23 protein-coding genes and 1 pseudogene are annotated in these 26,862 nt (G+C 60.9%); 17 read left to right on the top strand and 7 right to left on the bottom strand.

The features are described from left to right. The first annotated feature begins 393 nt into the window (after nucleotides 1-393). Together JM946_RS09585 and JM946_RS09580 are read left to right on the top strand one after the other, a co-directional pair. Nucleotides 394-3,321 carry a TonB-dependent receptor gene (locus JM946_RS09585; RefSeq protein ID WP_203167070.1) on the top strand — a complete coding sequence of 976 codons (2,928 nt, stop codon included), beginning with the start codon at nucleotides 394-396 and terminating at the stop codon, nucleotides 3,319-3,321. A gap of 397 nt (nucleotides 3,322-3,718) precedes the next feature. Continuing rightward, entirely contained in the window at nucleotides 3,719-4,417 is a 699-nt protein-coding gene (locus JM946_RS09580; RefSeq protein WP_203167069.1) for a FadR/GntR family transcriptional regulator, read from the top strand. Nucleotides 4,418-4,737: 320 nt separating this feature from the next. On the opposite strand, the gene JM946_RS29975 is transcribed toward JM946_RS09580, so the two are convergent. The 4 genes from JM946_RS29975 to JM946_RS09565 all read right to left on the bottom strand — a co-directional run bounded on the left by JM946_RS29975 (nucleotide 4,738) and on the right by JM946_RS09565 (nucleotide 8,780). Continuing rightward, nucleotides 4,738-4,998 carry a hypothetical protein gene (locus tag JM946_RS29975; protein ID WP_218042729.1) on the bottom strand — a complete coding sequence of 87 codons (261 nt, stop codon included), beginning with the start codon at nucleotides 4,996-4,998 and terminating at the stop codon, nucleotides 4,738-4,740. A gap of 322 nt (nucleotides 4,999-5,320) precedes the next feature. Next, the gene (locus JM946_RS09575; protein ID WP_203167068.1) at nucleotides 5,321-6,019 is read right to left on the bottom strand and encodes a superoxide dismutase; all 699 of its coding nucleotides are present in this window, start codon (nucleotides 6,017-6,019) and stop codon (nucleotides 5,321-5,323) included. Nucleotides 6,020-6,253: 234 nt separating this feature from the next. Continuing rightward, complete coding sequence (locus JM946_RS09570; protein WP_218042727.1) at nucleotides 6,254-7,885, bottom strand: hybrid sensor histidine kinase/response regulator; 1,632 nt, start codon at nucleotides 7,883-7,885, stop codon at nucleotides 6,254-6,256. Between the two features lie 358 nt (nucleotides 7,886-8,243). Next, on the bottom strand, nucleotides 8,244-8,780 hold the full coding sequence (locus JM946_RS09565) for a methanogen output domain 1-containing protein (RefSeq protein ID WP_203167066.1): 537 nt from the start codon (nucleotides 8,778-8,780) through the stop codon (nucleotides 8,244-8,246). A gap of 515 nt (nucleotides 8,781-9,295) precedes the next feature. On the opposite strand from JM946_RS09565, the gene JM946_RS09560 reads away from it, so the two are divergent. The 8 genes from JM946_RS09560 to JM946_RS09515 all read left to right on the top strand — a co-directional run bounded on the left by JM946_RS09560 (nucleotide 9,296) and on the right by JM946_RS09515 (nucleotide 19,644). After that, a complete protein-coding gene (locus tag JM946_RS09560; RefSeq protein ID WP_203167065.1) occupies nucleotides 9,296-10,618 on the top strand; it encodes a DUF2254 domain-containing protein in 1,323 nt (440 codons plus the stop codon). A gap of 311 nt (nucleotides 10,619-10,929) precedes the next feature. Continuing rightward, nucleotides 10,930-12,114, top strand: coding sequence for a DesA family fatty acid desaturase (locus tag JM946_RS09555; protein ID WP_203167064.1), 1,185 nt, complete (start codon nucleotides 10,930-10,932; stop codon nucleotides 12,112-12,114). Between the two features lie 1,170 nt (nucleotides 12,115-13,284). Continuing rightward, on the top strand, nucleotides 13,285-13,581 hold the full coding sequence (locus JM946_RS09550) for a hypothetical protein (protein ID WP_218042726.1): 297 nt from the start codon (nucleotides 13,285-13,287) through the stop codon (nucleotides 13,579-13,581). Between the two features lie 200 nt (nucleotides 13,582-13,781). Continuing rightward, nucleotides 13,782-14,201: a DUF4398 domain-containing protein gene (locus JM946_RS09545; protein WP_203167062.1), complete on the top strand. Its 420-nt coding sequence runs from the start codon at nucleotides 13,782-13,784 to the stop codon at nucleotides 14,199-14,201. A gap of 32 nt (nucleotides 14,202-14,233) precedes the next feature. Then, nucleotides 14,234-15,088 carry an OmpA family protein gene (locus JM946_RS09540; protein WP_203167061.1) on the top strand — a complete coding sequence of 285 codons (855 nt, stop codon included), beginning with the start codon at nucleotides 14,234-14,236 and terminating at the stop codon, nucleotides 15,086-15,088. A 123-nt stretch (nucleotides 15,089-15,211) separates the two neighbouring features. Beyond that, nucleotides 15,212-16,990, top strand: coding sequence for an SLC13 family permease (locus JM946_RS09535; RefSeq protein ID WP_203167060.1), 1,779 nt, complete (start codon nucleotides 15,212-15,214; stop codon nucleotides 16,988-16,990). 120 nt (nucleotides 16,991-17,110) lie between these two features. Further along, nucleotides 17,111-17,863: a Crp/Fnr family transcriptional regulator gene (locus JM946_RS09525; protein WP_218042725.1), complete on the top strand. Its 753-nt coding sequence runs from the start codon at nucleotides 17,111-17,113 to the stop codon at nucleotides 17,861-17,863. Between the two features lie 383 nt (nucleotides 17,864-18,246). Further along, on the top strand, nucleotides 18,247-19,644 hold the full coding sequence (locus JM946_RS09515; protein ID WP_203167056.1) for an ATP-binding protein: 1,398 nt from the start codon (nucleotides 18,247-18,249) through the stop codon (nucleotides 19,642-19,644). 320 nt (nucleotides 19,645-19,964) lie between these two features. Here the strand turns inward: JM946_RS09515 and JM946_RS09510 are convergent, their stop codons facing one another. From JM946_RS09510 to JM946_RS09500, 3 genes are all read right to left on the bottom strand, one after another. Next, nucleotides 19,965-20,684, bottom strand: coding sequence for a Crp/Fnr family transcriptional regulator (locus tag JM946_RS09510; protein ID WP_203167055.1), 720 nt, complete (start codon nucleotides 20,682-20,684; stop codon nucleotides 19,965-19,967). Between the two features lie 217 nt (nucleotides 20,685-20,901). Further along, nucleotides 20,902-21,048 carry a hypothetical protein gene (locus JM946_RS09505; RefSeq protein WP_203167054.1) on the bottom strand — a complete coding sequence of 49 codons (147 nt, stop codon included), beginning with the start codon at nucleotides 21,046-21,048 and terminating at the stop codon, nucleotides 20,902-20,904. 77 nt (nucleotides 21,049-21,125) lie between these two features. Beyond that, nucleotides 21,126-21,527 carry a response regulator gene (locus JM946_RS09500; protein WP_203167053.1) on the bottom strand — a complete coding sequence of 134 codons (402 nt, stop codon included), beginning with the start codon at nucleotides 21,525-21,527 and terminating at the stop codon, nucleotides 21,126-21,128. 100 nt (nucleotides 21,528-21,627) lie between these two features. Here JM946_RS09500 and JM946_RS09495 point away from each other — a divergent pair, with 100 nt between their 5' ends. The 7 genes and pseudogenes from JM946_RS09495 to JM946_RS31555 all read left to right on the top strand — a co-directional run. Beyond that, nucleotides 21,628-22,590, top strand: coding sequence for an NADH-quinone oxidoreductase subunit B family protein (locus JM946_RS09495; protein ID WP_203167052.1), 963 nt, complete (start codon nucleotides 21,628-21,630; stop codon nucleotides 22,588-22,590). Between the two features lie 7 nt (nucleotides 22,591-22,597). Next, entirely contained in the window at nucleotides 22,598-24,193 is a 1,596-nt protein-coding gene (locus tag JM946_RS09490) for a nickel-dependent hydrogenase large subunit (protein ID WP_203167051.1), read from the top strand. Nucleotides 24,194-24,207: 14 nt separating this feature from the next. Continuing rightward, nucleotides 24,208-24,522 (top strand): hypothetical protein, encoded by a 315-nt coding sequence (locus JM946_RS09485; protein WP_203167050.1) that lies wholly within the window; start codon nucleotides 24,208-24,210, stop codon nucleotides 24,520-24,522. Beyond that, complete coding sequence (locus JM946_RS09480) at nucleotides 24,522-25,016, top strand: hydrogenase maturation protease (protein WP_203167049.1); 495 nt, start codon at nucleotides 24,522-24,524, stop codon at nucleotides 25,014-25,016. Before JM946_RS09485 ends, JM946_RS09480 begins: the two co-directional genes overlap by 1 nt. 34 nt (nucleotides 25,017-25,050) lie before the next feature. Then, a complete protein-coding gene (locus JM946_RS09475; protein ID WP_203167048.1) occupies nucleotides 25,051-26,010 on the top strand; it encodes a tetratricopeptide repeat protein in 960 nt (319 codons plus the stop codon). Further along, nucleotides 26,000-26,548: a NifU family protein gene (locus JM946_RS09470; protein WP_203167047.1), complete on the top strand. Its 549-nt coding sequence runs from the start codon at nucleotides 26,000-26,002 to the stop codon at nucleotides 26,546-26,548. The genes JM946_RS09475 and JM946_RS09470 overlap by 11 nt, the downstream gene beginning before the upstream one ends. A 6-nt stretch (nucleotides 26,549-26,554) precedes the next feature. Next, nucleotides 26,555-26,794 (top strand): annotated as a pseudogene (locus tag JM946_RS31555) (hypothetical protein); the annotation flags it as partial. Nucleotides 26,795-26,862: the final 68 nt, after the last annotated feature.

The following is a 26,862-nucleotide window of genomic DNA, read 5'->3' as shown; positions in this document are numbered from 1 at the left end:
TAGGAAATTCCGCGCGACGCGCCGGTGACCCCGATCCCGATTGACGTTAACCACTATTTATATTATTTACGACGAGGACCAGGGAAACGGCACCCGCTGCATCCGCATGCGTGCGACAACCACTACGGGGGGTCAAGATCATGGAAAGATGTAACTTTTTGCCCCGCCACCGCGACTCCTGGCGGAGATCCGGTCAACAACGCACCAATCGCCACGGTTTGTTTCCAATCCGCGAGTTCATGCACGGCTTCAGCAGCAGCCCGCAGAAATCGCTGGCGATGATCAGACCACTCGTCGCGGCGGGCTTCGTCGTTCCGTCGTTGTTATAGCTTCCAAAAAATAAAATAAATCAGTGAGTCGTACATAACGGATGAACGTCAACAAGGGGAGACTATGCTCACTAGAGAAGTAGAGTCGGATAACTGGGTCGGATTGTCCCTGTTCCGCCGCGCCGCTGCATTGGCCGCGCCAGCACTACTCGTCACCAGCGTTTCGGTGCTGGCGGCCGAGAAATCCGATTCTCTAGAAGAAGTCGTGGTGACAGGCATTCGCGCCAGCCTGAACGAGGCGGTGGACTTGAAACGCGATGCTGACGTGATTCAGGACAGCATAGTTGCGGAAGATATCGGCAAGTTCCCCGACCAGAACGTGGCGGAGTCTCTGCAGCGCATTACCGGCGTTTCCATCTCTCGCGTGAACGGCGAGGGTTCGCAGGTGAGCGTGCGCAGCTTCGGTCCCCAGTTCAACATGGTGAAGCTCAACAGCCGCTCACTGGCGACCACCACTGGACAGCGCAGCTTCGATTTCCAAGTGCTGCCCTCCGAGTTGATCGGCGGCGCCGATGTTATCAAATCGCCTACCGCGGACCTGGCGGCAGGCAGCATTGGCGCGTACGTCAATATCAGAACGCCGCGTCCATTGGACGACCCCGGCTTCAATGCCGTAGCCGCAGTGAACGGCAATTATCACGACCTGGCTCAAGACGTGAATCCCGAGATGAGCGGCCTCCTCAGCAATACCTTCGCCGGCAACACGGTCGGCGTGCTTTTGGGTGTCACCTATAAAGAATCCGAAGGACGAATCGACAGCTACCGCGGCAGCATCTGGAACGAGTACGCGCCCAACGGTACCGGTTACGGACTACCCATGGGAGATCAGACCCTGGGCGAGGACGGTCAGCCGACTACTTTGGAGGGCAGCCGCGGCCCCGGTCGAACGCGCTACAACATGGTCGATGAGAGGCGCGAGCGAGCTGGTGCCGTGGCAGTATTCCAGTGGGCGCCAAGCGATCACTTCGTCACCACCGTGGATCTGTTCCACACCCGGTTGGACCGTGACTTCCTGGGCTCGGGCTTGCAGGTTCCAAACCAGGTACTGTCCCGCTACACCCGAGCCGTGGTCAGCGACTCCGGCACGATTCTCCAATCGACCATTGCCAACACCGACGTGGAAATGAACGTGGTCTATGGTGATGAAAAGTCCACCACCGATGCGTTTGGCCTGAATAGCCTCTGGACTCGAGGCGCTCTCACGCTCGCGTTCGATGCCTCCTACTCCAAAGCGGAAAGAGATTTCGAGGGCGACGATTCGACGGCCCTGCACTACACACTGTTCAATGACGCCGGCGGCATCGACCCGGGCGAGATCAGTCTGGACTACAGCACGGACATCCCCTCCATGACCACCACAGGTGGCCTGGATGTGACAGATATCTCCAAAGTACGCGCCGCGTGGCAGCGTCATGCGGCCGAAGAGGTCGAGGATGAGGTCAGCGAGCTGAAGCTGGACGCGTTGTATGAAGTCGATGCCGGGATCCTCAGCTCCGTGAAGGTCGGCGTCGCTTACGAACAACGCACCATCGGTTTCGCGGATTTTGGTACCGAGTTCGATGCTGCCAGCGGCGGCCAAACCTGGAACGGCGCCGGCATGTGGATCGGCGACGGCAGCACCTGGGGAACCGACCCGAACATCGGTGTGTTGCCGAGCGGCGTGCTGGAGCTGAGTGACAGCAACTTCATGCGAGGCATCAGCGGCAACTTCCCGCGTCAGTGGGTGCAAATCCGGGACATCAAAGCGTATCGCGCGGCAACCCAAGCCTACCTGGAGCAGTTGGTGGCCAGCGACCCCACACAAGCATGGCGTGCCGACGTCGTCAACGCAGGTTGGGATACGGTCTACCCCGGCCCGGGAGGTACCTACGAGAACGACGAAGACACCCTCTCGCTCTATACGCAATTCAACCTGCGAGGCGACATCGGTCGTGTCGGCTGGGCCGGCAACGTCGGTGTTCGCTACGTCTCCATCACCAACACCAGCATCGGTACGGCCTCCACCATCGATCTGCTAAGGCTCGATCCGCAGGCGTCGAACTTGCCGGATCACGTGGTCAACACTGCCACGACTTCTCCCAAGGTCCTGGAAGTCGAAACCGACGAAGATCATTTTCTACCGAGCTTCAACCTGAGGCTGGATCTTGGTGGCGGCCACTACCTGCGCAGCGCCGCCGCCAAAACCATTACGCGCCCGGCGTTGGGCGACCAAGGCGTAAACCTGCAGGAGTCAGGCGGAGTGAATGCCCCCACGGTGGCCATCACTGGAGGCAATCCCTATCTGGAATCCTATGAGGTCAGCCAGTTCGACCTGTCTTATGAATTCTATTCTCAACAAGACAGCGCCTACTCGATCAGCTACTTCTACAAAGACATCAGCAAATTCATCTCGACCATCAACACCGTCGGCCCCTGGGACGGTCCGATCGAGCCGGCGCTCGCCGCCGCTTACGCGGCCAATGGCCAGGTCGTCAACTTCGTTTCGACGCGCAAAGAAAATCGCCCGGGCGGTGTGGTCCAGGGCGTCGAGCTGGGTGCGCTTCACTACTTCAGTTATCTTCCGGGGTTCTGGAATGGTTTCGGTGTGCAGGCGAACTACACCTTTGCCGATAGCGAAGATAAGGACGCCGCCCCGATCAACCAACCCGGGGTTCCAGAGCCCGGATCGAGTCTGGAAGGCTTTGCCGAGCACTCCTATAACGTCGTTGGGTTCTATGACAAAGGCAAATTCCAGGCGCGTCTGGCATATAACTGGCGCGACAACTTCATGAGCAGCCGCACCGGCGACGGCCTGCAGCCGGAGTACACCGAGGATTTCGGTCAGCTGGATTTGAGTATGTCTTACGACGTGACCGACAACCTGACGGCTGCTTTGGAGGCCATCAACCTGACCAACGAAACTCGCCTGATGTACCTGGGCCAGCGAGATCGCGTCAGCTTGGTGGAAATGTCGGGCGTGCGCTATCAGCTTGGGCTTCGAGCCACTTTCTAAGCGCCAAAGACCCTCCTGCGCCGCGAGACGGTGCAGGAGGGAGCCGATGCAAATCGATCACAGTTAAATCGAATCCTATCTCAAGCATGGGATATTTCCGCGCGACTACAGCGCGGCCGTGGTCGCGTCCGATTTCAACAAGAAGGTTTCCAAGCTGCTCCAGGATGTGGAGCATTCCCTCGAGCACTCTGTCAGCCAGCTGCACTCGCACCAGGATTACTTGCGAAAGTTTGCCGCACGTTGAAAACGCCGCGCGCCCCGCATGAAAGCGCTTGCAAACGCCTGATCATGCCTATAAATGTGTGCAATTCAGAGCGATCGATGGTGCATGTTGATGCCCGCAGCCCGCCGGAATTCCCCAGCACGAAATCAAGACAGCCCACATGCAATGCCAACGATGCGACGTTCGGTGCTTGGCGGACTCACCCAAGCCATCGTTCAGGACCTTGGGGTCGGCATCGTCACGGGCCGGTTCGGGCATACCTCTCTGCCCACCGAAAGCGAGTTGTGCGAAACGTACGGAGCGGCGCGCACCATTTTGCGCGAAGCCGTGAAAGTACTGGCTGCCAAGGGGCTCATCACTTCACGCCCCCGGCACGGTATCAGTATTGCACCCGAGGACAACTGGAACCTGCTCGATCCGGATGTGTTGCACTGGACGCTCGCGCGAAGATTTTCGCTGCCATTGCTGATCGAGTTCACACAGGTCCGCCTGACGGTCGAACCGGGAGCCGCCGCGCTGGCGGCCGTTGCGGCGTCGGAGGCCGATAAGGCCGCGATACGGCAAGCCATCGCCAGGATGTATGCAGCCGAGCGCGGCGACGACGATGCACTCGCTTCCGATATTGCGTTTCACGTGGCAGTTCTCCAGGCAAGCAACAACCGCTTCTATCGGCAGTTGCGCGAAATGGTCGCCACGGCTCTGCAGGTCAGCATCCATCGCACCAACCAGCTCAAAGGAGTCAAGATCGCGAGCGCCCGCGCTCACGAGAAAGTTGCCAAGCTTATATTGGCGGGTGACGCTGATGCAGCTGCCGAAGCCATGCGCAAACTGATTCAGGGAGCGCTGACTCTATTCCAGCGTGCCGCTCGCTAACGACGCAAGTCCGAGGTGTTGCGACAGGTCGGTATCATCGAGCTGCCCGTGTCAACCAGCCATGCGCTGATGAGCGGCGTCGACTACGTGGAATGGAAACATCACATCTACTGAAGTTCGCAAACGATACGAAGCTGGCAGCAGCCAGCGCTTCGCTAGTGTGACCGAGACGAAGGCGAGCTGCCCCCCTTATAAGTCACATTCAAGCTCTCGAGCCTCTGAGGTGAACCCGTCGCGACGAGATCCACGATCTGTGTATCGCGGAAATCTGCGACAACGTCGGTGCGCGCGCCCGGTTATCCCGCGAAGGGTTCAGATCCCTACTGTTCGCGAGGAGCGAACTTTCGGAGTGATCTCATTCCACGCAGCGTCGCGCTGATACGCCATAGCATGGGTCGGCACTGCAGCGCCACGGATCCTCGTCCCGCGCTCAGCGCGTCTTTTTCTCCCCAAGCGCAGCGGAAAATCCGCGCGTGTCCGTCGTAGCTGGATTGCCCGTAGGCCGTGACCGCGAGCAAAGATTGCCCGATCGCGCCGAGGCTGACGAACACGCCGCGGCCACCGCGAAACTGAACTCTCATGACAGCTCCCCGATTTTATTCTTCGCTCACGCGCAAAGGTGGAGCCGTGGCAAGGAATACGCTTGGCCGGACGCCGCGCACTTTTGACTTTTTTGAGCGCCGGCGTTGCGTGCTCGATGCCTTGATGTGATTGGCTAGACCAGTGCGTGCCCCTCGCTCGCTCAGTCATGGGCTCGCCGGGGTTGTCTCAACCCATGGCCGAGTGACACGTACCCAGTCCGAGAGATTTACACGATCATTTCTGCCGGTCGACCCACCGGAGTTGCCTTACCCGGATCCATGGCAAGGGGGCTAATCCTGATCTCAGCCCCAAGGTCAACGCTCACACTGTGACGCGTTTCGCCACCTCGTCCCAATTTACATTGGCAAAGAACGCATCGATGTACTTGGCTGCCGCCGCGCCGAAATCCATGTGATAGGCATGCTCATACATGTCCATCACCAACACCGGCCGTGTGTGTGGTGGATTGTGTGCATGGTCAGCCATCCAATAGTTCTCGAGCAGTTGCAAGTGCTCGTTGTAGCCCAGGACAACCCAGCCCGAACCGCCGCCGAGCCCCTGCCCGATCTTGCGAAACTCACTCTCCCAGGCATCGAACGTTCCGAACGATCTGGCGATCGCCGATCTGAGCTGTGCGGGCGCCTTGCCATCGCCGCCCAGATTGCCGAAATACAGCTCATGCAATACGACCGAGCCCGTGCGGATGAGGTGTTCCCGCTTCAGATCGTTATAGATGTAGGGCGGATCTTGAGACGCCAGCTGCGCGCGCAGCCTCTGCCGGACGATATTCAGCGCCTTGACGGCACCTCCATAGTTGTTCTCCCAGTGAGAGACGACCAGCTTCTCCGACAGACCGTTGAGATTCCTGGCATTGAACGGCAGAGGCTTCGGCTCGATCGTGCGCGACCACGCAGGCCCCGCAGCCCCCGAACTCTGTTGAGCTACAGCATCGGTAGTGGCAAGCACAGCGACTCCAAGCGCGGCTGTTTGAAGGACTTCTCGGCGGGTAAGGTCGGTCATGCATTCACTCCAGTTCGAGGACCTCAGCGGTTTCGCAATCGCGCCGCTGGCGCGGCCCCAGCCGCGGCTAGCGGCACGATAAGTTTGTGCCTCGAATAGCACAACAATGCCAGCGCGATGATGAACACCGCAGCCCCATACACATCCTTGACGCTCGGGACCGATAGCGCGACTGTAGTTCCCGCGATGAGGCCGACTACCGCCGGCGTCAGGCCGGCCAGTGGCGAGGCTCGATCAGCCGTCGAAGCTGCCCGGCTGTGGCATCGAAGCGAGAAGAGCCTCTATGGCCTCGAGCTCGACCGGCTTAGTCAAATGAAAGTCGAACCCCGCATCCAGTGCGAGCTGCTTGTCCTGCGGTTGACCCCATCCGGACACGGCTATCAGTACCATCCGTCTGCCACTGGCATTGCTGCGCAGTGCCCGCGCCACTTCAATACCGTTCATCTCAGGCATGCCGATATCGATCATGGCGACTTCTGGAGCGAACGTTTCGGCGATCTCCAACGCCTTGCGCCCATTGTGCGCGACGCGCACTGAATGCCCCACGAGCTCCAGCAAGGCAGCCCAGGTGATCGCCCCGTCCTCATTGTCGTCCGCAATGAGGATGCGGCGGGCACTTGTCCGCTTGGGCTCAGCGGAGTTTCGATGATCCGGGCCTGCCGTCGCAGCTTGATCGAGGGCGAGCGGAAGTCGCACAACGAATTCGCTGCCCTGGCCAATTCCGGCGCTGTGCGCGCGCACGCTTCCGCCGTGCATTTGCACGAGGCTTCGAACCAGCGACAGCCCGATGCCCAGCCCGCCGTCCGATCGGTGCATCGCAGGTCGGGTTTGAGAAAACATCTCGAAAACGCGATCCAGATCTTCCGGTGGAATGCCGATGCCCGTGTCCTGCACCGATATCACAACCTCACTGCCGACGGTTTCGACGCGCAATCGGACTCGCCCGACAGCATCGGTGTACTTGATGGCATTGGTGAGCAGGTTGACCAGGATCTGCGTTACGCGAACGCGATCGGCATGCACGCGTGGCGACACTTGCGGCAATTCCACCGAGAGTTCATGGGGCCTGGTCGCCAGCAATGGCTTGATCGTTTCCAGCGCCGCGTCGATGCAAGTCTGCAGAGGAATGTATTCCTTGGTTAGATGTACTCGTCCATGAGTGATGCGCGCGACGTCAAGCAGCGCGTCGAGCAAATGCGCCATGTGCGCCACCTGGCGCTGTAGGGCGTCTCTTGCAAGTTCCGCCAGGTGGGGTTTCTGTGAAGACTTGGCCAATAGGTGTGATGCGGCCGAAAGGGCAGCCAGTGGGTTGCGAAGCTCATGCGCAAGGGTCGCAAGGAATTCGTCCTTGCGGCGATCAGCCTCCCGCAGGGCTTCCGCTTGTCTGATCAGGTCCCGTTCCAGCCGGCGGCGTGCGGCCACTTCGTGAAACACCAGCACGACGCCGAGTAGTTCGCCATTGCTCACCTTGATGGGGGCTGCGGTGTCCTCGATGGGCAGTATCTCGCCCAGCCTGCTAACCAGCACGGTGTGATTCGCCAGCGCGACGATGCGACCTTCACGCAGGACGCGTCTTACCGGGTTGTCGACCGGCTTGCCGTGCTCCTCATCGCGGATGACGAACACCTCCTCGATAGGCCGTCCCAACGCTAGTCCGAGCGGGCACTGCGTGTGCGCCTCGGCGATGGGATTCATGAACGTGATGTTGCCGCGGATATCGGTCGTAATGACCGCGTCACCGATGCTGGCAAGCGTCACTCGCAGCAATTCACCTTGTTCGAGCGCGGCGCGCTGTGCTTGCCGCCTCAGCGCCACTTCGTTCGACAGCTGTGCGATGCGCTGATTGAGCGCCACGAAGTTGTTCACCGATGTGGCTTTGGATACGAACCGCAGCAGCACCAGTGGATTGCCGTCCGTATCGCGGGCTCGGAACGAGACGCCCGAGCAGCGGCATTCGATCATCGCGGCAGCGTGCCGGAATGTCAGCGAGCCCGGCAATGGATGGCTGCTGCGCGAACACAGCTTCAGGTAACTGAAGACCTTCTCTGGCGCGTTCTCCACCAGATCGGCAAGCATGTCCTCGCCAGCGGCGTGCCTGCCAGCCAGGAACTCGTGCTCGGCGACCTGATTCGCGGCCCAGACGCGTCCGCCACTGGAGACTAGCAGCATCGGTTCGGAAAGGAGGTTCGCAAAGCGCGCGAACTCTTCCGTGAACATCGCCTGCTCAGCTCTTGAAGTATTCGCGGCCGGCAGCCGCCCGGGCTTCCGGCGTCTCCTTCAGATAGACGACCACCCGGCAGCCCGCTGCGCCCGATGCGATGGTCTCTTCGAGTACTACCTTCGCCTGACCAAGATTTTCGGCGGCGATGACGCCAAAGACATTGGAGGTCATCATGCACATGGCGGGACGGCCGATCACCTTCTCGGCGAATGGGCACCGGCGATTGCCGAGAACGATTTTCTCGTCGGTGACCTCGATCAGATAAAAGTCGCCCTGGATCCGCCGCTTCAAATCGACGAGGACCTGGGCAACCTGGTGGCTATCGAGAGCCGCTGTGCCGAGAGCATCCCGGTATTGTTCGTTGATCTGATCGCCGATTCGTTGCCCCACCACGCTGATGTACCCGGCGGCCTCTTCCAGCCCGACGACCTCCTGAAGGGTGCCGGCCAGCTCCCGAATCAGGGTTCTCAGAAAAACGTCGCGTTCCAGCGGGACTGGCAACGAAGGGATGTTCTCGACAGGCGCCGGTATGTCACTCATAGGCTGATTCCCAATACTACTACTAAAACCCTGTAAGAATGACCCGTCTCGTCGGTGCAAGTGGGGCCCGGTTATGGCTTCTCACCTGAAGCGCATTCCACAAGCACTGTGGAGCGAGTTCCCCCGGGCGCCTGCGGCTGCAGCATTGTGCCGGTTCTCTGCGAACCCGTACACAGGGGTCGGAAAGATCAGTACTTGCGCCGAACTGGCTCATGCATTTTCGGGGCGCCGCCGCGTCATTCGTGACTTCGATGTCTCGCACGCGGCGCATGCCTTCACACGAGCGGCTGCTGGCAGCCCAGCTGCAAGCCACGTTGCTTGGAACCTCCTTGGCAGTATCGGGTTCAGTCAACACAGCCCTCAACCAGTACACATCTCCGGAAGGCACAATGACGAACACGCCACAGGACCATCCTGGACAGGCAGCGCCTCGTTGCTGGCGAAACGCATCATGAGAATCGGATCATCGATCTGAATCCGGCCGAGTTGGACCAGGCACTGAGGTTGCAACGCAAATGGACCGGCTTCGCGTCTGGTTGGAAAAGCTCAGAACCGGTCTGTGGCCAATACCACTGGGCATGGCTGCAGCTGCGCTGCTCTTGTTCAACGGCGCACTGGCACTGGACGGGCTGAATTGGAGCGAAGATGTCTTGAGACGGTGGCATCTTTTCAGCGGCAGCGGCGACGATGCTCGCAATCTCCTATCGACGCTGGTGGGAGCGATTATCACCATGTCCAGCGTCGTCTTCTCCATCACCATCGTGGTGCTATCGCTGGCCGCCAATCAATTCGGGACCCGATTGATTCGAACGTACATGGCTAGCCTGCGCACCAAGCTAACCCTTGGCTTGCTTGCCATGACGATCATCTACTGCCTTGTGGCCCTCCGGTCGGTGCAGAAAGACATGACCACGGATGCGGTGCCGCACGTTGTTGTGAGCGCAGCCTGGCTGTTGGGGGTTGCCTGCGTCCTCGTGCTGCTTTTCTTCCTCCACTTTGTCTCGCGGTCCATCATGGCCGATGAAGTCATTCGCTGTGTCGCCAACGAGCTGACCAGGATAGTGACGCAGCTTCCGCCGCTTGAAGCAGCCACCGACTCCTCAGAGCAAGCGACTCTGCCCGGCGACTTTGATGCCCGCAGTGAGATCGTGCGCTCTCGTCACGAAGGTTATGTCCAGGCCGTGAAGTACGAGCAGCTGTTGACGCTCGCCTCTAGACACGACGTCCATATCCAGCTGGGCTTTCGTGCAGGCGCATTCATGTGCAAGGACGGCTGGCTCGGACGCGTGTATCCGCGCGAGGCTCTGAATCAGGAACTAGCTACCGCTATCGACGAGCAGATCCTGATCGGCCGCCGCCGCACACCCACCCAGGACTTAGAGTTCATGATCCGGCACCTGGTCGACATCGCCCTGCGCGCGTTGTCCCCCGGCATCAATGACGCGAACACCAGCCTGGTCGTTATCGACCGTCTCAGGGGTGCACTCTGTCAGCTCGCCGGCAAGCACATCGCTTTACCTATCTATCGGGACCAGAACGGCGTGGTGCGAGTGGTCGGCAAGCCCAACAACTACGCCGGCGTTCTTGGCGCCGCGCTTAACCAGATAAGACAGGCGGCGGCCGAGCACCCTGCAGTGATCATCGAGCTGATCCGTGCGCTCTCACGCATCGGAGAACATGCACGCCTTGCCGCCCAGCGCGACGCTCTGGTTGAACACGCACGTCTCGCAAGAGACGCAGGAGTGCGCGCTACCCCGGACGCGTATGATCAGGCGGCAATCGAAAGGGCCTTTGATGACACCATCGAGAAGCTGAACAGTCTGTTTCCAAAGGCCTGAGTAGACGTGCCGGCAGGTGCGGCACCGGCTGCAAGGGATCGTGCTCATGCTCCGGAGCGATGCGAAGAAGAACGGCGCGGGTATTGTCAGGATCCAGGGGATGGAGCGATCCACAGGGCAGCGCCCAGCCAAGCTCGCCTGGCAACTCTTCGATCGACTTCAGCGACGTAACCCGCCTCGTTCGGTCGGCCGGAAACCTTCTACAAGTGGCAGGCCAAACACATCCATTCGCGGTGCACTCAGCCGTCCTCGAAACTAGAGCGGCCGTAGAGGCGTTCTCGGGACGTCAGGCTGAATCGAGTGTTTCTTGCATGGACATCCAATTCCTGTATGGAATCCTTAACCTGGGATTCTGGGGCTACGTCCTAGCCGCGTTCGCGATGGTCCAATTCACGTTCATGGCCGTCACGTTGTATCTGCATCGCGATGCGACCCATCGCAGCGTTGACTTGCATCCAGCGGTGCGCCACGTGTTCCGTTTCTGGTTGTGGATGAGTTCCGGCATTCTGACGAGGCAATGGGTCGCGGTCCATCGCAAGCATCATGCAGCCTGCGAGACCTCCGAGGATCCACACAGCCCGCTCGTCTATGGGCTGAGTAAGGTGTTGCTCGAAGGCGCCGAGCTGTACCGGGCCGCGGCCGGCAATCCGCACTTGGTGGAAAAGTATGGCCGAGGCGCGCCCGACGACTGGATAGAGCGCAATCTATATAGGCGCCACCGCCACCTCGGCATCGTGTTGATGGTGACGACCGATCTGCTGCTGTTCGGCGTTCCAGGGATCATCATCGTCGCGGTACAGATGTCGGCAAACCCGTTGTTTGCGGCGGGCATCGTCAATGGCTTGGGCCACCACACCGGCTACCGGAATTTCGAGGGCCCAGACGCCGCTCGCAACATTGTTCCATGGGGACTCCTGATCGCCGGCGAGGAGTTGCATAACAATCATCACGCATTCCCCAGCTCCGCTAAATTCTCGATTCGACGCTGGGAGCTCGACATCGGTTGGCTGTACATCCGTTTGCTACAGGCGGTCGGCCTGGCGAGGGTCATTCGCATCGCTCCACAACCCGTGAAGGTCGCACCGCGAAAGCACGTTGACTTGGAGGCGCTACGCGCAGTGATCATCAATCGTATGCACGTCTCGCGGGAGTACGCATGCAGCGTCATCTTGCCTGTGTTTCAGGAGCAAGTACAACGGACACGAGGCACACTGAACCGACGGTCTCGAAATCTGCTGATCCGGGATCCCATCCTGCTGACTGAGCAGGCCCGCGTGAGACTGCAGGATGTGCTCGCCGCCAATCAAGAGCTCAAAGCCGTTTACGAATTCCGGGAGCGCCTGCGCTTGCTGTGGAGTGCCGACCACGTCAGCAATGAACATCTCTTGCAGCATTTTCGAGAGTGTCTGGCACAAGCCGAAGCGAGCGGCATCCGAGCGCTGCAGGATTTCGCGCAAACCCTCCGCAGCTACGCGTTGGCACCGACGTCTACTTGAGAACGCGCACCTGGAAGGTCGAACTGTTGGCGTACCTTGAACCGGAATTGCTGGGCACGGTCATGGCCATCGCTGTTCGCGCCCGCAACGACCCTTGCTCAAATTACCTCTTGCGCCGATCAGTCTCTGACACAGCCCGAGCCGTGGCTATGAAATCCCCGGTCGCATTTCCACGTGTCGCCCGAGTAGCCCAAGTGAGCATTCGGCGGGACTTCCACCGGGACGCAAGTGGCTTGATCGCGGCGGAAGCCTCGGTCGCACTCCCAGCTGCGTCCGGAGCGCGACAGGAATGCATTCGCCGGTATCTCTATGGGAATGCACGCTGCCTGCGAGAGCTGGAAGCCGCGATCGCACTCCCATCCTTGACCATAGGAGGAGTCAACGGAGTGCGCGTCTTTGGGAATCTTTACAGCCACGCATCGACCCTGCGCCTCGCGATAGCCGCGATCGCACGTCCAGCCGCTGCCGAATGAATGATCCAGGTAGGCATGCTGCGGGACTTTCACCGGCGTGCATGCATCATTTGTTCTCACGTAACCCCGGTCGCATCGCCATTGATCCCCTGATGCATCCAAGTAGGCATTGGCCGGCACCACCACGCGCGCGCAGCGATTGGCGACTCGCCCGAAGCCCGTCATGCATTCAAAACCGGTTCCGTAGCGACTTGCAACGGCGTTGTCCGGCAAAGTGTCCGCTGCTTCTGTCAGTGACGATGAACCCAAGGGCGTGAGCACCATCAGCAGCATCGCCAGCAAGCTTCCAGCGACGCATCGCATACTCGTCGGTGTCCCCGAGACTGATCTGCAAATCATTTACTGCTCCTGGCAACCAAGCCGCAGTATGTGGCGAGTGCAAGAAAACATCCGTGCGCTGACGAACATAGTCCCGCCCAAAGCTCCCGCCAGCACGCACCAAGTTCGCTACCGCACCGACGATATAGTACTGCCCTGGCGCACAGTCGTGCTTCGACTCGTGGCTGGAGCGGTCCTTGTCCTCACTCGGTCATGACTTTCGAAGATTCGGCTACCGAGCCACAACCGGGTTCGACGCGTCGAGGTGATCATCGAAGATTCATTGACGTCGGTGCCACGGCCCGGTGTGACAACGCCCGTAGCAATTGGCAGCGCGAATCTCAGCCACTGCATCATCAACCTCGTTACGGAGGCACTCATGAGCCGCACTACGATCAGAAGCCGCTGGAGCACGCCGCGGCGGCAATACTCAGGAACTTGGCGTCAGAATCCGTGGATCAATGCCTGCCGCAATTCACGGGGTGGCAGCGAAGCCGCTAACGCAGCGGCAACGGTCGTCAGTGAGCCCGCCGCGCATCGCGAGCACGCCGGCTCACCGCTCTCGCCCTCCTCGCTGCACGACGGCGGTACCCAGGACGGGCTGCAGAAGGCCGCTATCAAAACCTGGGAGGATGAAGGCGGCAGCATCCGCACTGAAGGCGATGTGCGCCGCTAAGTGACCCGCGCCCGAGTGGAGCCTTACGTCGTCGCGATCGCAGTTTATTCGGCGGCGCCTTACTCACCCGACACTTATGCGCCAGTTTGCGCGCCCGCCTATGTGCGCCAGCGTACCGAGATCCTGGATACGAAAGCGCATCGTGTCTGCAATCAAAGCGGCCTCATCCGGGCCGCTGCACTCCAGACCGTGAGGCAGCAATGAAATCGTCCGTCCCAGCCCTCAGAAACCTGTTTTCCCCTCGCAGCGTCCTCGCACTGCCTCTGGGCATCGCCATGCTTGCCGTACTCAGCGCCTGCACTGGAGTATCGGCGATCACCAAAGAACGGGTCGCCCAAGGCGAAACCTCGGTTCAGCAAGCCCAACAGGCGCTTGGGCGGTCAGAGCAAGGCGCGCTCGAACTACAGCAGGCCAGAGACAAAATTGCCGGTGCAAAGAGCGCGCTGGCGAATGGCCAGCATGAGCAAGCAGAACGTATGGCTGCGCAAGCCCACCTTTACGCCGAGCTTGCGGTGGCCAAGTCGCAGAGCGACAACGCGCGCAAGGTCGCCGATGAAGTGCTCGCGAGTCTGGAGATGCTGCGGCTGGAATCCGAGCGCAACTCTCCGATGACACGCTGAGCGATAGGATCGAAGACATAACCGAGGAATATATGAGTTTGAACAAACAGATTGTCCTGACCGTGGCGGTCGCTGCAGTCCTGAGCGCGTGCTCCGCCACTCCCGAACGCAACGAAACTCTGGAGCGCGCCCGCACACTGGTGTCGCAGGTGGAATCGTCCCCTCGCGCCGGCATAGCGGCTGCCGATATCGCCAATGCGCGTACCTCCCTGGACGCGGCGGATCGCCTCGCCGAATCCAAAACACGGGTTTCGGATATGGAGTTCGAAGCGACTAATGCGGCGCTCAGCGCGCAAATCGCCAATGAAAAGATCCTGACCGCGGAGGCAAAGGAAGCGGTCGCGAACGGCACAGCGCAACGCCAGGCGGTTTTGATCAAGGCGCGTGAGCGTGACGTACAGAAAAGCACCGACCAAGCCGACGAGGCTCGTCGCCAGGCAACTGCGTCGCAGGCGCGCGCCGATTCTCTCGAAACGGAACTTGCCGATCTGAAACTGAAGAAGACCGAACGCGGCTTGGTCCTGACGCTCGGCGACGTCATGTTCGACACCGGGCAGTCAACGCTGAAACCTGGCGCCTATGCGACGCTGGATCGCCTCGCCACGGCATTGCAGCAGCAAACGCAGCGCAAGGTGCTCATCGAAGGTCACACCGACAACGTTGGTTCGAGCGACAACAACCAGGGACTGTCCGAGCGCCGCGCTCAGTCCGTGCAGATGGGCCTGACGCATCGGGGAGTCGAACGTAGCCAGATTACGGCACTTGGCAAGGGTGAGAACTTTCCCATCGCCGGCAACGATACCGCCGATGGCCGCCAATCGAATCGTCGGGTTGAATTGATCTTCACTGACGCGCCGGCGCGCATTGCGGCGGATCCGGGCCCGTAATCCTGCACCTGACGGGGCGGTCACCTTGCGACCTCCTTCCGAGAGATAGAAAGACATATGGCGCCAGCGACGAGTAACGCGAACTAAACACGCTCGACCTCGCGCCGTCGCGGAATCGACAACATGACGCTCGAGCAGTTCCTCGCCTTCGCGATCGTCACGGGCATGATGGCGCTGTTCGTATGGGGGCGCCTGAGATATGACGTCGTCGCTGGGCTCGCGCTACTGGCTGCGGTAGCGGTCGGCGTGGTGCCCTTCGACGCCGCTTTCAACGGCTTTGGCGACGACATCGTTATTATCGTAGGCAGTGCGTTGCTGGTCAGTGCGGCAGTGGCGCGCTCCGGCATCATCGAAGCGCTTTTGTATCCGCTCGCACCGAACATCACTTCGACACGTGCGCAGCTCGTCCTGCTAGTCACGACCGTGACCGTGCTTTCGGCATTCGTAAAGAACATCGGCGCGCTCGCGATGATGCTGCCGGTCGCTTTTCAGATGGCAAAGCGCTCCAAGACCTCACCGTCGGTGTTTCTGATGCCTATGGCGTTCGGCTCGCTGCTCGGCGGACTTTCAACGCTGATCGGCACGTCGCCGAACATCATCGTTTCGCGCTTGCGGGCCGAGATCACGGGGGCGCCGTTCGCCATGTTCGATTTCGCACCCGTGGGTATTGGGCTCGCGGCCGTTGGAATCGCATTTCTCGCGGTCGCATACCGTCTGGTGCCGCTCGACCGCAGGGGAGCGCAGACATTGGGCGAAGCCATGGACATTCATGACTATCTCACCGAAGGTCGCGTACGCGCGGGGTCCGCGATTGCCGGCAAGTCGATGGCCGACGTTCGCAAGTCGGCGGGCACGGAAGTCACCGTGACGGCGATCGTTCGCGACGGGCAGCAAACATCGCCACTGCCCGATCTGATAATGCGAGAGAACGATATCGTGCTGCTGCAGGGGCAACCGGCGGCTCTACAGCAAGCGGTCGCGCGGGCTGGACTCGAACTGGTGGGCGAGGATCGCAGCACGAGGAGCGATAAGGCCAGCGAGGAAATCGGCGTGGTCGAAGCCGTGATCGGTCCCGGCTCGCTGCTCATCGATCAGGCTGTCGGACACCTGGCTCTGCATGCTCGATTCAACGTGAATCTGCTCGCCGTGAGTCGCAGTGACCAGCGTTTTGCGGATCGACTGCGTGACATCCAGCTGCGTGCGGGAGACATCATCGTGTTGCAGGGATCGCTCGCAGCCATGCCCGCGCTCTTGCGAGATCTAGGCTGCCTGCCACTAGCAGCCCGCGAGATCATGCTCGGCAATGTACGACGGGGCGTGATCCCGATCGCAGTTCTTGCGGGCGCCATGTTGCTGGCGGGCACCGGTTTGGTGCCGGTGGGCTTAGCGTTCTTCGGCGCTGCATTGCTCGTAGTGCTGTTTGGTTCGCTGTCGTTGCGTGAGGCTTATGCGACGGTCGAGTGGCCGTTGCTCGTCATGCTCGGCGCTCTGATTCCGGTGAGTGAGTCGATTCGTACCACGGGTGGCGCGGATCTCATTGCGACCGGTCTGTCGAACCTCGCCCATTCACTGCCGCCGTACGGGGCGCTCGCGCTGATCATGATTGCAGCCATGGCGCTAACACCGTTCTTGAACAATGCGGCGACCGTGCTCGTGATGGCGCCAATCGCCGCGAGCTTCGCTGGCCGCCTCGGCTTTCAATCAGATGCATTCCTTATGGCTGTCGCGGTGGGGGCGGCCTGTGACTTCCTCACGCCGATCGGGCATCAATGCAACACGCTCGTGATGGGCCCGGGCGGATACAGGTTCAGTGACTATGCACGTCTCGGTGCGCCGCTGTCTCTACTCGTGATCGGGTTGGGCGTACCGCTGATCCTGATGACATGGCCACTGACGCGATGACGTGCGCCCAGCCGTCAGTGCGCCAGCGAACATTGCGAGCCGCTGCCTGGACAGACCTGATCACAGCCCGCATGTTGGCTGGCGCACGGACCGAAAGACTTCCCCGCTGTACCGTGTGTCATGGTTGTTGGTTCCGAAAATCGCTTGCTGGCTGCGCTGCCCCGCGAAGGGCGACGACGCTTCGTCGCGAGCTGCGATCACGTCGAACTGAAGCTCCACGATATTCTCGCCGAGGCAGGTGAACAGATCCACCATGTGTACTTTCCGACCGCCGGTTTCATCTCACTGATCGTCACGCTCGACAACGGCGCGCAACTGGAGGTCGGAATCATCGGTAACGAAGGCATGCTCGGCTCAGCCCTCACGCTGGATGTGAGCGTCTCGCCGCAACTGGCGATCGTGCAAGGCGTGGGGACTGCACTGCGGATGAGTGCGCCGGCGTTCCGGCGTCAATGCCAACAGAACGCCAAGCTTCGTGAGAGATTGGCGCGCTACGTCTATGTCTCGATGCGCCAGCTGGCACAAATGTCGGCATGTACCCGATACCACCAAGTGGAAGCGCGTCTCGCTCGCCGGCTGCTCATGAGTCGCGATTGCGCTGGCGCGAACGAGCTTCATCTCACGCATGAATTCCTCGCATCCACGCTGGGCGTACGGCGCGTCGGAATTACCCAAGCCGCGCGGGCACTGCAGGCGCGCGGGCTGATCCGCTACAGCCGCGGTGATATCACCATCACCGACGGAGCGGGTCTGGAGATCCGCTCATGCGAGTGTTACGGGCGAGGAAACCATATGTACGCGCAAGGGTTAGATTCACTTCGCACGCGCAGCAACAGTTGCATGCGACCCAGCGCTCGGGGCCCGCCGACCTAGCGCGTTTCGGTCCCACGCTCTGCCACCCCATCTCACCTATGTTCGCTAGCGAACGGAGATCCGAAGTACGCCGGCGCACCATCCTCGGCTCCACAAGCCAGCAGCGTTGCCGGGCGCTGGTTATACAAAGGCCACTCTGTGGAGGATCGCATGAAGCATAATGACAGCCAATACGACCACGACGCGTCGCTCGCTCGCATCGATGCGATAGCCGCTTCCGCGCTCTCGAGCAAGTTGCTGGTACGCTACCAAGCCGACAAGCAAGTGCTGTTCGCCCGTAAACGAGACGATGCGGCCATCAGCCCAACACTCGCGCCGTTCGTCTCAGATCCTGCCGAGAGAAGCGACCGAAGCGCTTCAATTTTTCGCTGCGGGAGCGGGCCGTGAAAGCGGCAACACCCGTCGCTGCAGGACCACCGCCGCGCGATCTCGTAACGATCGCTACGCATTTACCGCAGCGAAAAGAAAGACCGGATCTGCGAGCCGAGGCAGCTGCTTCCGCCAAGCTGACGAGTAAGCTTGCTTCCGATCCGTCCTCCGCTCTGCCCTGTGTGCTCGAAATCGCCCACGAACTGTGTCACGCGGGCACTGCTGGGTTTAGCTTGCTCCGACCGGATCGAGCCGACGGGACGACAGTACGATGGGAGTTGGTTCACGGAAGCCTGGCATCCTACCAGGGGATCGACGCGACGCGCACCAAAAGTCCTTGTGGCCTATGCCTGGATGCAGGTACGACGATTTTGGTGTCACGACCGACACGTGTATTCGCGTGGCTTGAAGGCACCCATCCCCCCATCATCGAAACATTGATCGTCCCGCTACTGGACGACACAGGATGCGCGCACGGCACACTCTGGATTGCTCATCACGAGCCCGACGCTCGTTGTACCTACGATGATGCGCGTATCGTAGAGCAGCTCGCACAGCAGATGATGCTGGCGCTGCGGCTCCAGGAGCATGCAAGAGACCGCGAGCGCGCCTTCATTGTGTTGCAATCACTTCAGGTGGCGCAGCGAGCTCTGCTCTCCCATGATGTGGAACAGGAGCGCATCCGGCGCGTGCGGGCCGAAGCTGCTGCACGGGAAAGCGCGCGCGCTCTGCTGTTCAAGGAAGCAATGGCCAATGAAGTAAACCATCGAACCAAGAATACGTTGCAGGCGGCGTCAGCCCTATTGACCATGCAAGCCAAAGCGACGTCCTCGGCGGAGGCGCGGCGAGCCCTGCTCGACGGCCACGCACGACTGCAACTGCTGGCCGAAGTGCACTCATTACTCTGCATCGAACCGAACGATACGCAGAGCGTTTTCATGCCGCGCCTGCTGCAAGCCGTGTGTGATGCGCTCGCAAGATCATTCGGCCAAACCTGCCCGGGCGTGCGACTGGAAGTCTCGTGCGATCCGATATCGCTGTCGGCGGACGATGCGATTGCGATCGCGCTGCTCTCCAACGAGGTAGTCACAAATGCCTATAAGCACGCGTTTGCAGATCAATCCTCGGGTGAGATCAGCGTGCAGCTGCACTGCTCCGCCGGGCAAGCACTGGTCCTGCGAATCTCCGACACCGGCACTGGAACTGGCGCGAACCCCATGAACAGCAAACACGGCATGGGCCTGAAGCTGATGCGCCTTCTCTCGGCACAAGTGGGCGGTGTGCTCGATGTTGCCTCACCCGCCACCGGAGGCGGGACTACGGTCACATTGAAACTCGATCGCGCTACAACTTTCGATCGAGTGGCGGAACCTGTCGTTCGACCGGCACCTGCAGCAGGAACGGCGGCGTGAGCGGCACGCGTGATCCGCTGGACATGACTGCGTGCAAGGACACGGTCGCGAGTTATCAGCATGCCTCGACGCCGTGTGCGCTTTGGCAGCTCACAAACACTTTCGCCCCGTACGCGCTCTTATGATGCGCAATGTACATCCGAGCCCGCGCATTCCTAACTATTATCTGCAGAGATGCCACGACAGCGTCCCGCTGTTCCGGCAGGTGCCGCCGATCACGCTCAAGGCAAGTCTGCAATCCCTGAGATTTTGTTTTTGGGATGAGCAAGGCAAATAGCTCGTTGGCTACGCGCATCTGCGCCAACTCGAAGCGGAACGCGTCAGGGCTCGATGGTTGCCGGCAGCAGCCGATCGAACTCCTTCTTGACGACGGCGTAGCACTCGCAAGTGCGAGCCTCGAGACCTGTGCGGTCGAGGACCGTAATGTGCCCACGGCTGTACTGGATCAAACCCGCGTCCTGCAGGTTGCCCGCTGCTTCCGTCACGCCTTCACGGCGCACGCCGAGCATATTTGCGATCAACTCCTGCGTCATGACGAGCTCGTTTCCCACCAGCCGATCGAGGCTCAGCAGCAGCCACCGGCATAGTTGCTGATCGAGCGAATGATGCCGATTGCACACCGCGGTCTGGGCCATTTGCGTAAGCAGGGCCTGCGTATAGCGCAGCAACAGGTGCTGCATGGCGCCGCCCCGAGTGAATTCATCCTTGAGGACCTTGCCGGACAGTTGATAGGCGTAGCCCGTGCTCTGCACGACGGCTCGACTCGGCGTCGTTTCCCCGCCCATGAATAGTGAGACGCCAATGATGCCCTCGTTGCCGACCACCGCGATTTCGGCCGAGGCGCCGTCTGCCAGCATGTACAGGAGCGAGACGATCGCAGTCGTCGGAAAATAGACCGCGCGCTGACGACTGCCGGATTCATAGAGCACTTCGCCAAGCGGCAACGGCACCAGAGTGAGCCTGGAGCTCACGCGCTCGAAATCGGCCGGCGACAGCGCGGCCAGCAGGTGATTCTGACGAGGACAATGAGCAGCCGACATCCAGTGTGTCCTTTCGACGTATGGGCTCCAGACTTGGCCGCGTGTGCGCCACCGTACCTAACGCTGGTCGGCAAACTAAGTTCGTCGCGCGAGGCGGCTTGGGACGCCCCCGCATAGTAGTCGCTTCGAATGCAGTCGTGTTGACCGGAGACGGAAACTGCAAGTTAGACGAGAGTTGAGATGCCGCGGGCTCCGTTGCCTCGTCCGGTGCGCAGAATCACCCGCGCTCCTCACATGCTTGCTGATCCACTTGCAGGCCCAGCGCGATCCACTTCTCCAAGAGTTCCGCCGTGCGCGGAACCGTCGAGAGCATCTGGGTCACATCCTCGCCCTCGTTGAATCCCGCCAGCTCTGTGAGCAACATCCCTGGTAGATTTTACACGCAACGACTGCGGCTGGACGGAATCGAAATGCGCGCGGATACTCGCGATGGGCGGGCCGTTAGGTTGCGGTTCCCGCCCGCGCCAACATGGCGACGATCCATTCAGAAAGCTTGACTACATCGTACGGCTTCTCCAGAAACGGCTCGCCTTTGCAGCGTTGGGCCGCCAGCTCGGCATTGTGGCCGCCCGAGGTCAGTATGACAGGCAGGCGCGGGGTCCGTGCGCGGATCCATTCCACCAGCCCGAAGCCGTCGAACTCGCCCGGCAAGGTGATGTCGGTGAACACCAGGTCGACGGCGTTGGCTTGCAACAGCGCGGTGGCTTCGTCCGTATCGCCGGACTCCAAGACAGTGAAGCCGAAGTCGCGTAGAGAATCGACGACGTGCATGCGAATCAGCACCTCATCTTCGACGACTAGAATGGTTGGCTGGTGAGCTGAGGGGCTGAGTTCTGTTGACATATTACAGCGAGATGATAGCGACTTGATCGACAGCGCGGACCCACTGCAGGCGCGCGCCCCAAGTTCAAGTCCTAGATCAGTATGGCTTTCGGAGGTCTCAATGGCCAATCTCATTTGGCTGCAGGGCGGAGCTTGTTCGGGCAACACGATGTCGTTCCTCAACGCCGAGGAGCCCAGCGTGTGCGATCTGGTGACGGATTTCGGAATCAATGTGCTGTGGCATCCGTCCCTCGGCATGGAGTTGGGCGACCGGCTGCGCGACCTGCTGCGAGCCCTGGTGGCTGAGGAGATTCCGCTGGACATCTTCGTCCTGGAAGGCACGGTGATCCGCGCACCCAACGGCACTGGCGAATGGAACCGCTTCGCCGGTCGTCCGATGATGCAATGGGTGCAAGAGCTGGCGGCCAAGGCAAACTACACCATGGCCATCGGCGATTGCGCCACGTGGGGTGGCATCCCAGCCACTGCGCCCAATCCAACAGACAGCATAGGGCTGCAGTTTCTGAAGCGCGAGCAAGGTGGATTTCTAGGCAAAGACTATCGCTCGCGCGCCGGCCTTCCGGTCATCAACGTCCCGGGCTGCCCGGCGCACCCGGACTGGATCACGCAGATGCTGGTCGCGCTCGCGACCGGCCGAGGCGCAGATCTGTCGCTCGACGATCTGCAACGGCCGAAGACGTTCTTCAGCACCTTCACGCAAACCGGCTGCACCCGAAGCATGCACTTCTCCTATAAAGTCTCGGCGACGGAGTTCGGCCAGCGCAAAGGTTGCCTGTTCTACGACCTGGGCTGCCGAGGTCCCATGACGCACTCGCCGTGCAATCGCATACTCTGGAACCGCCACTCCTCGAAGACCCGCGTCGGCATGCCTTGCCTGGGCTGTACTGAACCGGAGTTTCCATTCTTCGATCTCGCGCCGGGAACCGTCTTCAAGACCCAGACCGTCATGGGCGTTCCCCGCTCCCTCCCCACAGGCGTGGAGAAGGTGGGATACGTGAAGATGCTGGCCGTCTCGAAGGCCGCGGCGCCCCGCTGGGTTGAAGACGACATTTTCGTAGTTTGAGTTGCGCATGGCCGTGATCGAAACGTTGGATATCTCCCCTGTCGGCCGCGTCGAGGGCGATCTCGACGTTCGCGTCGACATCGAAGACGGGGTCGTCGTGAACGCCTGGACGCAAGCGGCGCTGTTTCGCGGCTTCGAAGTGATCCTGCGCGACAAGGACGCGCAAGCGGGCTTGATCGTCACGCCTCGCGCGTGCGGTATCTGCGGCGCCTCGCATCTGACCTGCGCCGCGTGGGCGCTCGATACGGCCTGGCAAACGGAAGTCCCACGTAACGCCATCCTGGCCCGTAATCTCGGACAGATCGCCGAGTCCTTGCAGAGTCTCGCGCGGCATCACTATGGGCTGTTCATCATCGACCTCACCAACCGTAAGTACGCCGGATCGAAGTTCTACGAGGAAGCGATGCGGCGTTACACGCCGTACACGGGCAAGCACTACGAGATCGGGATCTCGATCTCGGGCCGTCCGGTCGAGATCTATGCGTTGTTCGGGGGACAGTGGCCTCATTCCAGCTACATGGTGCCTGGCGGCGTCATGTGCACTCCCACGCTCACCGACGTGACCCGCGCCTGGTCGGTTCTCGAACACATCCGTCGCAGCTGGATCGAGCCGATCTGGCTCGGTTGCTCGATGGAGCGTTACGAGCAGATTCGCTCGTATGAGGACTTCATGGCATGGCTGGAAGAAAGCCCGGCGCACGCCGATTCGGATCTCGGACTGTTCTGGCGCATGGCAGAGGACGTGGGCCTCGGAAAATTCGGTCGCGGCGCCGGTCGATATTTTTCCTGGGGCTACCTGCCGCACGAAAACAAATACAACAAACCGACCATCGATAGCCGCGGCGCCTGCGTCATCATGAAGGGCGGCTTTTACGACAGCAGCACGGACCAGCACAAATCGATCTCGCAAGATCAAATCCGCGAGGACACGATGCATGCCTGGTATGACGAGACGAGCGGCCTGCATCCGTTCGACCGCGTGACGACGCCCACCGAGCGCAACTCGACCGATTTCGGGGGTCGTTATTCCTGGTCGACCGCGCCGAGGCACGCCGAGCTCGGGCGCCTCGAAACGGGACCGCTGGCGCGGCAGCTCATTGCCGGCGGCAAGCACGGCGACTCGTGGCAGCACCACGATCCGTTGATTCTGGATATGTACCGTAAGCTTGGCGGCGGAAGCGTCCTGCTCCGGCACTTCGCCCGCATGCACGAAGTTGTCACGTTGTATCGGCAGGCCGAGCGCATCTTGCGCGAATTCCGCCTGAAGGACCTGTGGTACATCAAACCTTTGGAGCGCGACGGCCGGGGCTGGGGCGCCACCGAGGCCATCCGCGGCGCGCTGTGCCACTGGATCGACGTGCAGGATGGCAAAATCAAGAACTATCAGATCATCTCGCCAACGACCTGGAACATCGGGCCGCGATCGGATACGGGCGAGCTGGGTCCCATCGAACAAGCGTTGATTGGTACGCCTGTGGCGAACGTGCACGACCCCGTGGAAGTCGGGCATGTGTGTCGCTCGTACGATTCGTGTTTGGTCTGCACCGTGCACGCACACGATAGCCGCACGGGTGTGGAGCTGGCCCGCTTTCGCACCGCTTGAAGCAGGAGCGTGTGATGAGCAACGACGATCACGGCGCGACACTCGATGCGATCACCAGGTTGCTGGCATCCGGCCTGGAAACGCAGGTCGAGCCGTTTCCTCCGACCGAGAAAGAGTTTGCCGAGATTCTGCGGGAGCTGCGCGGCCTCGCTCCGGATGATCTGAAGAGCAAGCTCATCATCAGTGGCTTCAAAGATCATCCGCACGGTCCGGACAACGCCTCGTGCGCGGATTGCATCTACTTTCTGGCGAATCGCAAGTGGTGCGATCTGCCCGAGCTCGCCGTCCCCGTCGAGCCGGATTGGTACTGCAGATTGTGGCGAGTGTAATGATTGCGATCATCGGTTGTGGCAATCCCACGCGAGGCGACGACGGCATTGGTCCCGAGGTGATTCGATCACTCGCCAAACGAGATTGCGCGGCGTACGCGGGAGTGCGGCTGCTCGATGCGGGGACGGACGGCATGAGCGTCATGTTCGCGGCTCGAGGTTGCCGCACGCTCGTTCTGATCGACGCCTGCCGCACCGGCGCCGAGCCCGGAGCGGTGTTCGAAGTGCCCGGCGCGGAGCTCACACAGCAGTACCAACCTTCGATGAACTTGCATGACTTTCGCTGGGAGCACGCGCTGTTCGCCGGTCAGAAAATCTACGGCGAGCAATTCCCCGCGGACGTTACAGTGTTCCTGGTCGAGGCGGCGACGCTGGACTTCGGTGTCGAACTTTCCCCACATGCGCAGCGTGGGGCGGCGATAGTAGCTGACCGCATTGCTGCACTGGTCCGCTCGCGATGTTTCCCGGAACAGCATGTCACAAGCCCCATCTGACTCAGGTTCAAGCGGTCTTGAAGGGCTGCTCCGTATGGCGCATGCCGCGGCCAATGATCCCACCAGCCCTGCGGCCGAACGCGCGGAGATGCTGGTGGAGATCGCGATGGGCTTGCAGCAGCGACCGAAGACGCCGCGGCATCTCACGTCCGCTGTTGAATTGTATGAACAAGCGCTCTCGCTGTGCCCGCACGAGGCGGAGCTGCTTCGCGCCCGGATCACGGCCCGCAAGGGAACCGCGTTGCAAGCGGTACCCGAGCAGGGCACTGCCTCGCTAGAAGAAGCCCGAGCCGCCTACGAGCAAGCCCTCCCCGTGCTCAACCGTCTCGGTGGGCCGGAAGAGATCGCCGAAGCCGAGATGAATCTTGGTCTGGTGCTTCAATATCTCGCGGGGTACGGTCGCGCCGCCATCACCGAGGCAATTTCTGCCTACCAGCGCGCGCTGCGCACATTCCACCGACAGCGCTTTCCAGCGGAATACGCCATCCTGCAAAACAATCTTGCGACCGCCTTCCTGTCGATGCCAGTGACTGACGAGCGCGCCAAGATTCGCGAGGCGTTGGCCGTGCAATGCTTCGAGGATGCGCTCGAGGTTGTGAATCTCATCGATCATCCCGTCGAGTACGCCATGCTTCAGAACAATCTGGGCAACGCTCTGCAGTATGCGCCCTCGAGTCACCCGGTCGAAAACAACCTGCGTGCAATTGCCGCTTACGATCAAGCATTGAAAGTGCGCTCGCGCGCGAACGCGCCGCTCGAGTACGCCAACACCATCGCCAACAAAGCGAATTGCCTGTGGAACCTGCCGGACGAACTGGAACGCCCCGAAGCAGGCAATCGCGAGAACCTGCGGCATGCGCGGACGTACTACGAGGAGGCTCACGAAATCTTCACCGAGCACGGCGAAGCTGGCAAGGCGCATCAGGTTGCAGAAGCGCTAGCGCAGCTCGCGCATGAATTGGACGGCCTTGGCGAGCAACGCCATGAGCATTGACCGGCGCCCGACGCAACGCGAAGACCTTTCCAGCCTGCTCAAGGACATCGCAAGCCTGGAAGGAATCTTCGCCACCTGGGATGAGGATCATCGCGCTGCTGCCAGCGCTTATCGTCGCGCCATCGATGGGCTGCACGCGGAGGCCTTCAAGCGCCTGATTCGCGCGCTCAAGAGCGAGCCAGCCGCGGTCGCAGCGATCAAGGAAGCCGTGCGCGATGAGGTGGTGTACGCGGTGCTCCGCCATCACGACATCATCAAGCCGAGTGTCAACGAGCGCGTCGAAGCGGCATTGGCTGGCGTTCGACCGATGCTGGCTGCGCACGGCGGAGATGTGCAACTCGTCGCCGTTGAACCGCCGAAGATCGAGCTACAGCTCATTGGCGCCTGTGACGGCTGCGCCGCGTCGGCCCTGACATTTCATGCGGGAATCAAGTCGGCGATCGAGCAAGCGTGCCCGGAGATCACGGAGGTCGTGCACGTCAAAGGCCTGGGTGGCAGCGGGTCGTCCAATTTCGTCAGCCCATTCGCTGCGAAGTGACGGCCGATGAGCTTACGCATTTCGCTGGGACCGCCTCGAGAGCAAGCGCTTATGCTTGGGCCGCAGCCCGCAGCGCAGCCGCTGCTGCGCCCTGAAGGTGCGCAGATCGTGCTAGGTGCGCGCAGCACGCCAGAGGCAGTGGTGAAGCCGCTTGCACCGGACGCGCACACTATGTTCGGGCCGCGCGGCGCCTGCCTCGTCGAACCTGATGGTCCCCTGCTCGTCTGCGATACTGGCCATCATCGGCTGCTGGTTTGGCGGAACGCACCGACGCAAGACCATACGCCGGCCGACTTTGTTATCGGTCAACCCGA

It is taken from the genome of Steroidobacter gossypii, assembly GCF_016801985.1.
Taxonomy (GTDB): Bacteria; Pseudomonadota; Gammaproteobacteria; order Steroidobacterales; family Steroidobacteraceae; genus Steroidobacter; species Steroidobacter gossypii.
Note: the sequence above shows the minus strand (reverse complement) of the source record. Positions and strands in the feature narration are given on the sequence as shown.